Annotated in this window: 14 protein-coding genes; 8 read left to right on the top strand and 6 right to left on the bottom strand. The window is 73.2% G+C overall.

Annotation, left to right across the window (positions count from 1 at the left end):
• Positions 1-76 precede the first annotated feature (76 nt).
• The 4 genes from ACPPVO_RS14055 (at position 77) to ACPPVO_RS14040 (ending at position 3,585) form a co-directional block, all read left to right on the top strand.
• A complete protein-coding gene (locus ACPPVO_RS14055) occupies positions 77-712 on the top strand; it encodes a hypothetical protein (protein WP_426511640.1) in 636 nt (211 codons plus the stop codon).
• 20 nt (positions 713-732) lie between these two features.
• Positions 733-1,317: an HD domain-containing protein gene (locus tag ACPPVO_RS14050; RefSeq protein WP_426511639.1), complete on the top strand. Its 585-nt coding sequence runs from the start codon at positions 733-735 to the stop codon at positions 1,315-1,317.
• Positions 1,318-1,344: 27 nt separating this feature from the next.
• Positions 1,345-2,130, top strand: a complete 786-nt coding sequence (locus ACPPVO_RS14045; protein WP_426511638.1) for an aldo/keto reductase — start codon at positions 1,345-1,347, stop codon at positions 2,128-2,130.
• Positions 2,131-2,193: 63 nt separating this feature from the next.
• Positions 2,194-3,585: an FAD-binding oxidoreductase gene (locus tag ACPPVO_RS14040; protein WP_426511637.1), complete on the top strand. Its 1,392-nt coding sequence runs from the start codon at positions 2,194-2,196 to the stop codon at positions 3,583-3,585.
• On the opposite strand, the gene ACPPVO_RS14035 is transcribed toward ACPPVO_RS14040, so the two are convergent.
• Complete coding sequence (locus tag ACPPVO_RS14035) at positions 3,572-4,864, bottom strand: condensation domain-containing protein (RefSeq protein ID WP_426511636.1); 1,293 nt, start codon at positions 4,862-4,864, stop codon at positions 3,572-3,574. The two genes, ACPPVO_RS14040 and ACPPVO_RS14035, sit on opposite strands and share 14 nt — an antisense overlap.
• 544 nt (positions 4,865-5,408) lie before the next feature.
• Between ACPPVO_RS14035 and ACPPVO_RS14030 the strand changes: the two genes are divergently transcribed.
• Positions 5,409-6,665: a condensation domain-containing protein gene (locus tag ACPPVO_RS14030; RefSeq protein WP_426511635.1), complete on the top strand. Its 1,257-nt coding sequence runs from the start codon at positions 5,409-5,411 to the stop codon at positions 6,663-6,665.
• On the opposite strand, the gene ACPPVO_RS14025 is transcribed toward ACPPVO_RS14030, so the two are convergent.
• Genes ACPPVO_RS14025 through ACPPVO_RS14005 form a run of 5 tightly spaced genes read right to left on the bottom strand, consistent with a single transcriptional unit; the run spans position 6,634 to position 10,724 of the window.
• Complete coding sequence (locus ACPPVO_RS14025; protein ID WP_360376638.1) at positions 6,634-7,587, bottom strand: ATP-binding cassette domain-containing protein; 954 nt, start codon at positions 7,585-7,587, stop codon at positions 6,634-6,636. The genes ACPPVO_RS14030 and ACPPVO_RS14025 overlap by 32 nt on opposite strands.
• A gap of 31 nt (positions 7,588-7,618) precedes the next feature.
• On the bottom strand, positions 7,619-8,374 hold the full coding sequence (locus tag ACPPVO_RS14020; protein WP_360376641.1) for an ABC transporter permease: 756 nt from the start codon (positions 8,372-8,374) through the stop codon (positions 7,619-7,621).
• Positions 8,371-9,540, bottom strand: coding sequence for a glycosyltransferase (locus ACPPVO_RS14015; protein WP_426511634.1), 1,170 nt, complete (start codon positions 9,538-9,540; stop codon positions 8,371-8,373). Before ACPPVO_RS14015 ends, ACPPVO_RS14020 begins: the two co-directional genes overlap by 4 nt.
• A complete protein-coding gene (locus tag ACPPVO_RS14010) occupies positions 9,537-9,815 on the bottom strand; it encodes a hypothetical protein (protein ID WP_426511633.1) in 279 nt (92 codons plus the stop codon). Before ACPPVO_RS14010 ends, ACPPVO_RS14015 begins: the two co-directional genes overlap by 4 nt.
• 3 nt (positions 9,816-9,818) lie before the next feature.
• Entirely contained in the window at positions 9,819-10,724 is a 906-nt protein-coding gene (locus ACPPVO_RS14005) for a methyltransferase domain-containing protein (protein WP_360376649.1), read from the bottom strand.
• 708 nt (positions 10,725-11,432) lie between these two features.
• Here ACPPVO_RS14005 and ACPPVO_RS14000 point away from each other — a divergent pair.
• From ACPPVO_RS14000 to ACPPVO_RS13990, 3 genes are all read left to right on the top strand, one after another.
• Complete coding sequence (locus tag ACPPVO_RS14000; protein WP_426511632.1) at positions 11,433-12,851, top strand: class I adenylate-forming enzyme family protein; 1,419 nt, start codon at positions 11,433-11,435, stop codon at positions 12,849-12,851.
• Positions 12,848-13,123, top strand: coding sequence for an acyl carrier protein (locus ACPPVO_RS13995; protein WP_360376651.1), 276 nt, complete (start codon positions 12,848-12,850; stop codon positions 13,121-13,123). Before ACPPVO_RS14000 ends, ACPPVO_RS13995 begins: the two co-directional genes overlap by 4 nt.
• 67 nt (positions 13,124-13,190) lie before the next feature.
• On the top strand, positions 13,191-13,394 hold the full coding sequence (locus ACPPVO_RS13990) for a hypothetical protein (RefSeq protein WP_426514625.1): 204 nt from the start codon (positions 13,191-13,193) through the stop codon (positions 13,392-13,394).
• The last annotated feature ends 53 nt before the right edge of the window (positions 13,395-13,447 follow it).

Below are 13,447 nucleotides of genomic sequence, written 5' to 3'. Positions count from 1 at the left end.
GTTCGTTCCCGCATCCGAAATTTCCGCTTTGTGCCAGGCTGCAGGTATCAGCTTCACCGCGACCTAAGGACGCGCCGTGGGTAACACGTTGCTCCTCCAGCGCCTCGACGTCGGCGAGTTACTCGAGCGGCTGACCGCCGAGGTCCGCGCCGGACGCGAACCGGCCGGCCGGCCGTACCGCCACGTCAACGGCTTCACGAAGATCGTTGCCGCCGAGTACGCCGACGGCAGCCGCCTCACCCTGCACTACTGGGCCGCCGACCGGGCCGAGCGCGAGCACGTCTCCCGCCCGCACGACCACCGCTTCCCCTTCAGCTCGATCCTCCTGGGCGGCCGCCAGCGCTTCATCGAGCTCGCCGAGCTCGAGGCCGCCCCCGCCTGGCGCCGCTTCGCCTACCGCCCGTACGCCGGCGGCCGCATCGCGTACGTCTCCTTCACCGGAAATGTCGGCCTCCAGCCCTTTCGCACCGTGGAGCGGGCGCCGCTGCGGGGCCACTACGAGACGACGTCGGCCATCGTCCACCAGGCGGTGACCGACCGCACCCAGCCGTGCGCGACGCTGGTGCTGCGCGGCCCCCGGGAGAAGCGCCGGTCCCAGGTGTACTACCGCCCGGACGAGCCGCCCCCGCGCGGCGGCGTGCAGCTGGGCCGGCGCCTGGACCGGGCCGAGGTGGTACGCCAGCTGGAGAGCATCGCCGAGATGATCGCGTAGTCCTGCCGAAGGAGCGCCGGGTGCTGTCGCCACGGTTCGAGGAGGCGCTGGCGTACGCCGCCCGCCGCCACGGCGGCCAGGTGCGCCACAACACCGGCACGCCGTACGTCTCGCACCTGCTGGCCACGTGCGCGATCGTGCTGGAGGAGGGCGGCGGCGAGACCGCGGCGATCGGCGCCCTGCTGCACGACGTGCTCGAGGACCAGCCCACCGGCCGCGGCGCGCTGCGGGCGGAGTTCGGCGACGAGGTGTACCGCATCGTCCACGACTGCACCGACGCCGACGCCACCGAGCGGCGGAGCCTGACGTGGTGGGAGCGCAAGCGCGAGCACCTGGGCCGCATGAGCTCGGAGGCCGGCCTCGAGTCGCTGCTCGTCATCGCGGCCGACAAGGTGTGCAGCCTGCAGTCCCTTGTGGACGATCTGCACCGCTTCGGCCCGTCGCTGTTCGACCACAGCGCCCGCACCGCCGGCGAGCTGCTGTGGAACTACCGCGAGGTGCTGGGCGTCCTGGAGCGTAAGCTCGGCGACCGGCCGGTGGTGTCCCGCCTGCGCCGCCTGGTCGCCGAGTTCGACACCGCGGCGGGCAGTCCCGAGCCGCCGTGAGGGGTTCTGGAACCGCTGCGGGACCAGGTGAGGATCGCCACCAAGTTCGGGTTCGCCTTCGCCGAGAACGGGGCGGAGCCGGGCGGGCTCTGCAGCCGCCCGGACAGCATCCGGCGGGCGGTGGAGCACTCCCTGCGCCGGCTCCGCACCGACCACATCGACCTGCACTACCAGCACCGGGTCGATCCCGAGGTGCCGATCGAGGACGTCGCCGGCACCGTCGGGGAACTGGTGGAGGCCGGAAAGGTGCTGCACTTCGGCCTGTCGGAGGCCGCCGCCGCCACGGTCCGCCGGGCGCACGCGGTGCTGCCGGTCGCGGCGGTGCAGAGCGGGTACTCGATGTGGTGGCGTGACCGCGAGCAGGACACGATTCCCGTCCTGGCCGAGCTGGGCATCGGCCTGGTGCCGTACAGCCCGCTGGGCAAGGGCTTCCTGACCGGCACGATCGATGCCACGACCACGTTCGCCGACGGCGACTTCCGCGGCCGGACGCCACGCTTCCAGGGTGAGGCCCTGGCCGCCAACCTCGCCCTGGTCGACGCCCTCAACCGGCTCGCCGCCGAGGCCGGCGCCACCCCGGCCCAGCTGGCGCTGGCCTGGCTGCTGAACCAGCACCCCTGGATCGTGCCCATCCCCGGCACCAAGAGCCGGCCCCGGCTGGAGGAGAACACGGCCGCCGCATCGGTGGAGCTCACCGCCGGCCGGCTGGCCGAACTGCGGGCCGCGGCCGATCAGATCAGCATCGTCGGAGCCCCTTACCCCGAGGCTCAGGAGGCCATGACGAACCGGGACGCGCCCCTGGCGACCACATAGCCGACCGCGCCCCGGCCCGTCCGGCGGTTGCCGTCGATCCGGGCCGATGACAAGATCTCCCCCGTGCGCTTGGACCTAACGCCCCTGGCGGGCTTTCACGGCGAGCTCCTCACGCCCTACGACCCCGCGTACGAAGGGGCCCGGGTGCTGTTCAACACCCGCATCCGGACCCGGCCCGCGCTCATCGCCCGCTGCGCCGACGCCGCCGACGTCGCCGCCGCCGTCCGGTTCGCGCGGGACAACGGCCTGCCGATCGCCGTGCGCGGCGGCGGCCACCACGCCGGCGGGCTGTCCCTTGTGGAGGGTGGCGTCGTCGTCGACGTCGGGGGGATGGGCGCGATCGACTTCGACCCCGAGGGCCGGACGGTCACGGTCGGGCCCGGCGTCGGATGGCGCGAGATCGACCGGGTCACCTACGCGGGGCACAGCGAGACCGGCGCCGACGGGCTCGAGTACGGGCTCGCCGGGCCCGGCGGCGAGTGCCCCACGGTGAGCAACGCCGGGTACAGCCTCGGCGGCGGGTACGGGCCGCTCGGGCGCACGTACGGGCTCGGCTGCGACCATCTCGTGGAGGTCGAGCTCGTCGATGCGGACGGGGAGACGCTGAAGGGCACCGAGCACCCCGACCTGTTCTGGGCGCTCCGCGGCGCCGGCGGGGCCGGGTTCGGGGTCGTGACGAGCCTGACGTACCGGCTCAACCCGCTGCCCAAGACCGTCGTCGGCGGCGTCATCGCGTGGCCGCTGGCCCGGGCCCGCGAGGTCTTCGCCGCCTACCGCGACCTCTACCGGGACCGCGCCGACGAGAAGCTCGCGCTCTGCCTGCTGCTGACGACCGAGCCGTACCCGGACGGCGAGCCCGTCATCGCGATGTACGGCATGTACGTCGGCCCGCCCGCCGAGGCCGAGGCCGCCTTCGCCCCCGTGCACGCGCTCGGCGAGCCGCTCTTCAGCTCCATCGGCGAGACGGACTACCTCGACCTGATGACCGGCATGGGCGAGGAGATCGTGTACGGGCTGCAGTCGAAGTGGCTCGGCGGGTACTTCGGCGACGAGGGGTTCGACGAGGCCGCCTTCGAGGTGCTGACCGAGGGCTTCCGCAGCGCGCCGTCCGGGTTCTCCATGGTGCGCTTCGACCTGCTCGCGGGCGGGGCCGTCGCGCGGGTGCCGGCCGATGCCACCGCGTTCGTGCATCGCCGGGCGCTGCACTACGTCTCGGTGATCGCGCAGTGGCCGGGCGACGAGGAGACGGCCGCGAACGTCGCGTGGATCGACGGGTTCGCCCGGGCGTTGCGGCCCCACCTGACCGGGGAGGTGTACCAGAACTACGCCGACCGCGACCTGGAGGACTGGCCCGCGGCCTACTACGGCGCCAACTACCCGCGCCTGCAGTCGGTCAAGGCCGCGTACGACCCGCGGGACGTCTTCCACCACCCGCAGTCGATCAGACTGCCGTGACGGCCGCGTCCTGCAGGGCCAGGCTGAAGCGCTCGACGTCGGCCGGCGCGATGGCGTGGGTGTCGGCCCAGATGCCCAGCTGGACCGCGTCACCCTCGGTGTCGGCCTGCACGTAGAGGGAGCCGTCGTAGGCCGGCAGCTCGCGCTCCCACCGCCCGGTCGTCCGCGGCAGCAGGGACCGGACCGCGGCGGCGCCCGGGACCGCGCCCGGCCGCGGGGCGGGGGCCCGGCGGTCGTTGACGAAGCAGGAGAGGTCGACCGGGCCGCCGAGCGAGGCCAGCATCTCGGCGTGGCCGGACGGGTCGTAGTAGCCGTGCAGGTACGCCGCCGTGGCCGACCTCCACACGCGCGCCACGAGGTCGTCGAAGGGCGGCGACGGGTCGATGACGACGAGGCCGGGCTGGGTCAGGTGGCACACGGCGTCGGCACAGCCGGGGCGGAACCGGTTGCTCACCAGCACCTGCACGACGACGGGGCGCAGGCCGGTCACGCGCTCGAGGGCGACGGCATAGGCGGCCAGCAGCACGTGCCCGGTCTCGGCCCGGGTGCGCGCGGCGACCGCGCCGAGCGCCAGATGCAAGGCCGGGGACCGGAAGGTGTACTCCCGGAAGCGCGGCGTCCGCGGATCGTCCGAGCCGGCCAGGCGCGCGACCGGCACCCCGGCGAGCAGACCCTTCCAGTGCCGCAGCGCCTTCGCGCTCTGCCGCTGCCCGGCCGGCGAGCCCTGCTGCGCCGCGAGTTCCAGCGGCCGCAGCCCCGACACCGGCGGCGGGTCGGCGGCGTCCCGGTGGACCAGGTCCCGCACGATCGCGTCGATGCCGAACCCGTCCACGGCCAGGTGGCTGTACTGCACGACGAGGTGCGACGGCCGTCCGGCGCGCGCGACCACGCCCATCCGCACCGGGTACTCCCGCGCGAGGTCGAACGGCGTGAACTCGTAGTGCCGGCGCAGCGCCTCGGCGTCGGCGTCCGTGTGCCCCTCGGCGACGTCGAGGTGCACGGTGCCGGCCGCGTCGACGACCTGGCGCACCGGGTCGCCCGCGGCGTCGAGCGCGAACCGGGTGCGCAGGGCCTCGTGGCGGCTCACGACGTACGACAGCAGGCTCTCGTACTGCTCCACCGTCGCCGTCGCCGTCGCCGGCACCGGGATCGTCCCGCCGACGTTCAGGGTGCGACCGGTGCGCCGCATCGTCTGCCAGATCTCGCGCTGACCCCATGTCAGCGGGCCCTCACCGCCGCCGGCCCCGCGGAAGGGCACCGCCACCCGCTCGCTGTCCACAATGGACCTCCAGGTCGAGAGTTAACTGAAAAAGCCGAGGTTGACACCCTTGCCGGGGCGGGACGATGCTCAACCCGAACGGCCCGGCAGCCGGGCGCGCAAGGCCCCGGCCGAGCGCGGTTCGGACCGGCCGCCGGCCGGAAAGCCGTAACTGCAACGCATCCCCGCGCTCCCTCGAGCGGCGGACGAACGGGCGGTCCCAGCGCGGGCCGCCCGTTTCGCATTCCCGCGTAGCCCAATATCCATTGGCATCCGTCTACGCAAATGAGGGTTGGAAAAAGGGTTGTCCGTTTGGACCCGAATGAACCGTTCTTTGCCCTGGGAAAAATACCCGCAACGAGTCGAACCACCACGAATGAACAGCATTGACATGGCGCTTGAGCTGCGATGATGCTGTCCTGGTCATCCGCGAACGACAATGCGAGGAGGTGCCACCATGGCGAACGTGTCGGGCCGCAAGAACGTTTCCGGCCGGAGCATCTCGGGCTGATCCGGCGGGCGGCCCGAATATTCGGGCCGCCCATCTATTCTGGAAGGACACGGCGTGGAGACGTATCCGGCGACCGTCGGGCAGCTGTCGGTCTGGCACGACCTCGTGCGCATCCCGGCCGAGCGCCGGTGGGAGGCCAACCTGCAGTTCACCTGGGACCTCCCGGACGGCGCGGCCGAGCAACCGGTGTGGGACGCCCTGGCCCGGCTGGCCCGCCGGCACGGCTCGCTGCGCACCCGGTACGTCGTCGACGAGAACGGGCTCCCCCGGCAGTGGCCGAGCGAGGACACCGCGGCGGTGCACGAGCAGGTGCGGCAGGGCACCGCGGACGCGGCCGAGCGGGCCGAGGCCGAGCGGCGCGAGCTGCACACCGCCATCGACGTGCGCACCGAGCTGCCCTGGCGGGCGCTGCTGCTGCTCGACGCCGGGCGCCCGGCGGCGCTCGTGGTCACCCTGCACCACATGGCCGCCGACGGGGTCGCGGGCCTCATCATGCGCGACGACTTCCTGCGGCTGCTCGCCGGCGAGGAGCTGCCGGCCGCCCCGGGCCCGCGGGAGCTGGCCCTGGCCCAGCAGGGCGCGGACGGCGGGCGGCTGCGCACCGCGGAGCGCCACTGGCGCCGGACCCTGGCCGCCGCGCCCCGGGTGAGGAGCGCCGAGGGTGCGGGCGGCAACGAGCGCATCGGCGCCACCCTGCGCACCGGCATCCCGATGCCCCAGGCGCACGCCATGGCCGCCACGACCGGGGTGAGCCTGTCCAGCGTGCTGCTCGCCGTCTACCACCGGGCGCTCTGCGCGGCCGGCGACGAGACCGTGCACCTGATGTTCTCGATGTCGAACAACCGGTACGACGACACCCAGGCGGCCATGGTGACCAGCCTGAACCAGTGGGTGCCGCTGCTGCTGGACGCCGGGACGTCCAAGCCCGCGGAGCCGCTGGCGACGGTCGCGGAGCGGGTGCACTGGAAGCATTTCGGGGCCCTCAAGCACGGCGTGTACTCCCCCGCCGCCGCCGCGGCGGCCCGCGCCGAGCAGCCGGACGTCGACCTCGGTTACCACTACAACCCGATGCTCACGCCGCCCGGCTTCCCGTCGGCCGACCGGGCGGCGCCCCCCGCCGTGGAGTACTACGAGCCCGCCCGGGCCACCGGCCCCGGCTTCTACGTCATCGCCCGGGGCCTGACGTCGCTGGAGCTCGACCTGCGGGTGGGCCGCCCCGGCTGGGACGGCCCCCGCGTCCGGACCTTCGTGGACCGGGTGACCGCGGAGCTGCACGCGCTCAGTCCCGCAGCGAGCGGCCCGTCTTGGTGAGGAACACGTCGTCGAGGGTCGGGCGGTGCAGCTCGATCGTCGTCAGCGAGAGCCCGGCCGCCTCGAGGGTCCGCATGATCTGCGGGATCGCGGTGTCGCCGGACTCGACGGTCAGGCGCAGCTCGCCGTCGTCGCGGACCTCCACGTCCCGGGCGAACGGCTGGCCCTTGAGGACGCCGGCCGCGTCCTCGGCCGAGGCGAAGCCGCCGACGGTCACCACGTCGCCGGAGATCTCGCGCTTGAGCGCGTCCGGCGTACCCTCCGCCACGATCTCGCCGTGGTCGATGATGGCGATGCGGTCGCAGAGCGCGTCGGCCTCGTCGAGGTAGTGGGTCGTGATGAAGACCGTCATGCCCTCGGCGCGCAGGCGGCGCACCTCGTCCCACATGTGGGCGCGGCTCTGCGGGTCCAGGCCCGTGGTCGGCTCGTCGAGGAAGAGCACCTGCGGGCGGTGGATGACGCCGAGCGCGATGTCGAGACGGCGCCGCTGCCCGCCGGAGTAGGTCTTGCACTTGCGGTCGGCGAAGTCGCTCAGCTCGAACGACTCGATGACCTCGGCGGCGCGCGTGGTGGCCTCGGCGCGGCCCATGCCGTACATCCGCGCCTGCAGGATCAGCTCCTCCCGCGCGGTCACGTCGTCGGCGGTGCTGCCGCCCTGCGCGACGAAGCCGATCGCGCGGCGGACCGCGCCCTGCTCGGAGCGCAGGTTCGCGCCGGCGATGGTGGCCTCGCCGTCGTCGGGCGGGATCAGCGTGGCGAGCATCCGCAGGGTCGTGGTCTTCCCGGCGCCGTTGGGGCCGAGGAAGCCGAAGATCTCGCCCTCGGCGACGTCGAGGTCGATGCCCTTGACCGCCTCCACCTCGGTGACCTGCCGCTTCGCCTTGGTCTTGTAGGACTTCTTGAGGCCCTTGGTCTTGATCATCGCAGTCTCCCTACTCCTACTTGACCGGGCGCTACTTGACCGAGCGCGCGAAGAGGCTGGCCGACCACGCGACCGCGGCGACGACGAGCGCGCCGCAGAAGACGAGGGAGCCCCAGACGTGGGTGTCACCGGGGTGCCCGGCGTAGAGGGCGCGCATGCCGGTCACGGCCCAGTTGAACGGGTTGTAGTCGGCGACCGTGCGCAGCCACAGCGGCGCGAGGGCGAGCGGCAGCAGCGTGCCGGACAGCAGCATCAGCGGCTGGGCCACGTTGTTGATGACCTGGCCGAGCACGTTGGGGTTGTTCACCTTGATGGCGATGCCGTAGGAGATCGCGGCGGCCGCGAGGCTGATCAGCGCCAGGATGCCGTAGCCGAGCAGGATGTTGCCCAGGTTGAGGATCAGCCCGAACGGCAGCGACAGCAGCGTGATGATGAGCGACTGCACGAGCACCGTGACGACGTCGCGCAGCGCCCGGCCGAGCAGCAGCGCGACCCGGCTGATGCTTGTCACCCGGGACCGCTCGATGGTGCCGTTGGCGAGGTCGCCGAGCAGGCCGAAGCCGACGTACAGGCCGCCGCCGATGGCCAGCGCGACGAGCATGCCGGGCACGTACACGCGGTAGGCGTCGAGCATCGTGGAGGCGCCCAGGGCCGGCTTGAGCAGCGGGGCGAACAGGATGAGGTACACCACCGGCTGCGCGATGCCGAGGAAGACCCACAGCGGCGAGCGGACCATGAGCAGCATGTGGCGCTGGAAGATGAGCCAGGTGTCGCGCAGTACTTTCACGGGGAAACCGCCTCAATCGTTGGATGTGCCGCGAGGATGTCGGCCGCGGCCCCGGCGCCTCCGCCGGCCAGCAGCCGGTCGCCCTCCGCCCGCGCGGCCGCGGCGAAGGCCGGCTCGTCGAGCAGGCGCAGCAGGTGTTCGCGCAGCGCCTCGGGCCGGACGTGGTCGAAGGAGACCCGCACGCCGGCGCCGGCCGAGCGGACCGCCTCGGCGTTGAGCGCCTGATCGCCCTTGATCGGCGCGACGACGAGCGGTACGCCGTGCACGAGCGCCTCGGACACCGTGTTGAGCCCGCCGTGCGAGACGACGGCGTGCAGGCGCGGCAGCAGGTCGAGCACGGGCACGCGGCGGCGGACGAGCACGTGGCCGGCGGTCGTCCCGAGCGAGCCGTCGGGCGCCACCACGATCGCCTGGAGCCGGTCGCCCAGTGGGGCCAGGGCCTCGGCGACGCGGCGGTAGAAGTCCTTGGCCAGGTCCATCGACAGGGTGCCCACGGTGACCAGCACGTGCCGGCGGCCGGGGTCGAGCCAGTCGTCCGGGAAGTCCGGGTCCGGCGCCCGAGCGGCCAGGGCCGGCCCGACGAGCTCCACATCGGACGGCCGGTGGGCCGGGTCGCCGGCGAGGGCGCCCGCCGTGAACGCGATCGTGCCGTGCGGGGAGAAGCGCAGGTCGTGCGGCGGCTCCCCGGGCCGCCCGGCGGCGGTCCAGGCCGCGGCGATCTGCCCGAGGATCCAGTCCTCGACGCGGGGCAGGCCGCGGCGGAACGGGCGGGTGAGCTCCATGGTGGTCGGCGCGACGGACACCCAGGGCAGCCCGTGCGCGTGGGCGGCGATGGCGCCCGCGATCGCGTGCTGGTCGACGACGAGCACGTCGGGCCGGAACGCCGCGATCGCCGCCTCGACGCCCTTCCGGGTGACCTTCGCGTGCGGGACGATGTAGCCCTCCCACCGCGAGCGGGTCGCGTCGAGGCCGCGCTCGGCCTGGCCGCGGTGCGCGCGCAGCGGGATCGGGTGGATGCGGGCGTCCGCGCCGGCCAGCGGGCGCAGGAACGACTCCGAACCGGCCCACAGCACCTCGTGGCCGCGCCGGGTCAGGGCGGCCGCGACCGCCGCCATCGGGTGGACGTGCCCGAACAACGGCAGGGACAAGAACAGGAAACGCTTCATGTCGTACCGCGGGTGCTGTCCACATAGGACACGACGTCGGCCACGCTCAGGGTGAGCAGCGCCTCCAGCTCCAGCCCGGCGACGTACCCGGCCAGATCGACGGCGGCCCCGTAGGCGGCGGTCAGCCGCCCGGCGAGCGCGGCCAGCTCGAGACTGTCCAGGAACAGGTCGCCGTCGAGCCGGGTCGCGGGGCCGATCGCGGCCGCCCACGCCTCGTCCTCCCCGGTGACCTCGCGCAGCAACCGCGTGACCGCGAGCTGCGTCGGCGTCGGCACGGCTCAGTCCCCGGCCGGCTTCGTCGCGCGGACGGCCCCGTAGGTCACGGCGCCGGTGCTGAAGCCCTTGAGCATCAGCGGCCCGGCGTAGAAGAAGCCGAGCACGTCGACGCCCCGGTCGCGGGCCAGGTCGCGCATCAGGGCGCGGCCGTTGTCCAGCTCCCGCACCTGCGCGAAGGTCGGCTCCCACGAGTTAGCGACGTTCGCGCTCCAGTCCACCGAGGACACCTCGGCGAAGCCGGCCGCGCGGGCCAGGCGCTCGTGCTCCTCCAGCGAGGAGAAGCTCGGCATCACCTGGTGGCGCAGGATCTGGTCGACGACGCGGTGCTCCTCGGGGCTCAGCTCTCCGTCGCGCACCGACCAGGTGGCGATGGCCAGGATGCCGCCCGGGCGCAGCAGCCGCATCGCCTCGGCGAAGAAGGCCGCGCGGTCCGCGATGTGCATGAGGCTCTCCACGGCCCACAGCGCGTCGAAGGACGCGTCGGGGTAGCCGTTGTCGAGCGCGTCGCGCTGGTGGAAGCGGGCCCGCTCCCCCAGCCCGGCCGCGGCCGCCTTCTCGTTGGCCCGGGCCGCCTGCGCGGCGCTGAGCGTGACGCCCTCGACGGCGCAGCCGTGCGGGCCGGCCAGGTGCAGCGCCGGGCCGCCGATGCCGCAGCCGACGTCGAGCACCCGCGCGCCGGCCGGGATGCCGGCGAACGCGACGAGCTCGCGGACCAGGCGGTCGGTGGCGGCGTGGCGCTCGTCGTCGCTGCCGGGGCGCTCGCCCGCGTCCCAGAAACCGTGGTGGACATGCTCGCCCCACAGGTCCTCGTACAGGTCGAGGGTGGTGTCGTAATAGCGCTCGACCGCGGCGTTGAGCCCGGGTCCGGCGGGGGCGGACGGGTATGCGGATCCGATTTCGGCTTTCACAGTCGCAAATCTCCGAAACAACTGTACCGGGAAAGAGAGCCCGAAACCCAAAGCGGCGCGAGCCCGGCCATTGTATGAACGTGACGATGTCGCTTGTCAATGACCGTGTAACTTCCACCAGCCGTTGTACTCGGCCCGGGCGAATACCTGTACAGGCCATATATCCGTGAATGCCCCCGCGGCCGGCGCCACAATTGCTGGCGAAACACCTCGGCTCGACCCGAAGCGGGTGAACATGCGGGCTAATGTCCGATTGAGCACGGGTCGCATGAGGCCGCCACCGATCCTGACCAGCGGAGCTGCCGAAATGGCGTTCGTATCGATCCAAACGAGTTTTCCCGGGATCGGGTGTGACAGAACGGACATCCCGTCACATGCTCAGGCTGCGCACTCTTGTAAAACGACTTCGATTGCGTAAGGTCTATCCGTAAGTCGGGGTGCCCAATTCCTTGCGCAATGCGGCGGGCACTTGAGTCCGGACAACGGTGACGGACGTCAGGCGCCACTTGCCCCCGACCTTCTCGCAGTGTGTTCATCCGGGGGTGTGCACGCTGGCCGGCGGCCAATGCGGTCCGGCCCGGTCAGCCGCTTCACCCTGCGCGCGGAGTGCCTCAGCGGCCCCGGCGCGCCGCCCGCCCGTTCGCGGCGAATCGCGGCGCCTCCGGCCGCCGGATCGCCGTGCCGAAATGACGAAGAAGGTGGTGTGCGGTGACCGCACCGGCCCTCGACCCGGGCTGGGTCGACGACGTGCTGCTGGCCGGGCCCTCGCGCCCCGGGGCCGCGCCGGCGCTGGTCCTCGATGCCCCGGTGACCCGCGCCGCGCTGCGCGAGCTCGTCGAGCAGCGGCAGGCGGTGCTGGCCGCGGCCGGCATCGGCGCGCACGGTCCCGGCGACTCGGTCGCCATCTGCCTGGCCCCGTCGCTCGCCTTCGTCGCGAACCTGCTGGCCTGCTGGCGCCTCGGCGCGCGGGCGGCCCTGCTCGACCACCGGCTCACCCCGTTCGAGGTCGACGCCGCCCTGCAGCGGCTGGCCCCGCAGGCGGTCGTGTCCGCCAAGCACGCCACCGGCGGCCCGCTGCGCGGCTTCCAGGACGTCCAGGAGCGCGTCGCCACCTACCCCGGCCGCCGCGCCGACACCCCGCACGCGCTCGTCCAGCTCAGCTCCGGCTCGACCGGGCCGTCGAAGGTCATCGCCCGGACCGCGGCGAACCTCGTCGAGGAGCTGGAGCGGTACGTGGCCATCGGCCCCGGCGTGCCCCAGCCCGGCGAGCGCATCGTCTGCCTGGCTTCGATGGTGCACGTGCTCGGCCTCGTCGGCGGCCTCCTGTACGGCCTGCACGCCGGGGCCCAGGTGATCGTTCCGGCCCGAATGACCGCGGACGGCATCCTGGCCGCGGTCGCCGCCGGGCCCGAGCCCACCACGATCCTCGGCGTGCCGTTCCACATCGAGCTGCTCGCCTCCGGGCCGACGCCGCCGCGGCTGCCCCAGCTGGCCGGGATGACCACCGGTGGCGAGCTCGTCCGCGCCGCCGTGTACGAGACGTTCACGGACCGCTTCGGCGTGCGCCTGGGCAACATGTACGGCATGACCGAGGTCGGCGTCATCGCCACCGACCTCTTCGGCGAGCACCGCCCGGCCCTGACCCCCGCGCCCGGCCTGCGGGTGCGGGAGGAGGGGGGCGAGCTGCTCGTGTCGCTGGCCCAGTCGCCGTACCTGGGCCTGTCCGACCCGACCCGCTGGGCCGGCGGCTGGCTGCACACCCGCGACGCGGGCACCGTCGACCCCGGCACCGGCCGGCTGCGCATCCACGGCCGCAACGACTCCCAGGTCTCCGTCGGCGGGCTGAAGGTCGACCTCACCGAGGTCGAGCACACCCTGGCCGCGCTGCCCGGCGTCGCCGCCGCCGTCGTGACGTTCGACAAAGCCGTCGAGGCGTACGTGATGCTGCGCGAGGACGCCACCGCGGAGCAGGTGCAGGCCGAGCTCGCCCGGCGGCTGGCCGCCTTCAAGCGCCCCCGCGTGCTGCGGGTCGTCGAGCAGCTGCCCCGCACGGCCACCGGCAAGCTCGTCCGCGACCGCGCCCTGCTGGTCGCGGCGTCCGTGAAGGAAGGAAACACCGAGGCATGAGCGACGAGACGAACCAGATCCGCCAGTTCTTCCTGGACTCGCTGACCGAGATGAACTACAGCACCGACGACATCGACGACGACACCGCGCTCGGCCCGGCCGGCGCCGACCTCGAGTCGCTGTCGCTCGCCGAGCTCGCGGTCCGCGTGGAGGACCGCTTCGGGGTGCGCTTCGACGACGACGAGGCCGAGAAGCTCGCCGGCATGACGGTCGGCGAGTTCGTCGCCGCCGTCGCCGAGCGCCGGGCCGCCGCGGCGACCGCGGGCAGCTGACGTGGCACCTTCGGCACCGAGCGGCGCCACCGATCCGCAGCCACCCACCCGGACGCAGGTCGTCGCGATGCTGGCCACCTACGGCGACCGGCGCGACGAGGACGTCGCCGAGGGGATCGACTCCCTCGAGCTGGCGTGGCTGATCCACCAGCTCGAGCAGCACTACGGCACCGTGCTGGACCTCTCCGACGAGGAGCTGGCCAGCATGTCCACCGTGGACGGTGCCGTCGCGGTCCTGGCCGGGCTGAGTGCGCAGACGGGCGCCCGGTGACGCCGTGAACAGCAAGGGCAGGACCGACGTGCTGATCACCGGCGTGGCCGTGC

Source organism: Dactylosporangium sp. McL0621 (assembly GCF_049995355.1).
Taxonomy (GTDB): domain Bacteria; phylum Actinomycetota; class Actinomycetes; order Mycobacteriales; family Micromonosporaceae; genus Dactylosporangium.
The sequence above is the reverse complement of the archived record's forward strand: the minus strand, read 5'-3'. Positions and strand labels throughout refer to the sequence as shown.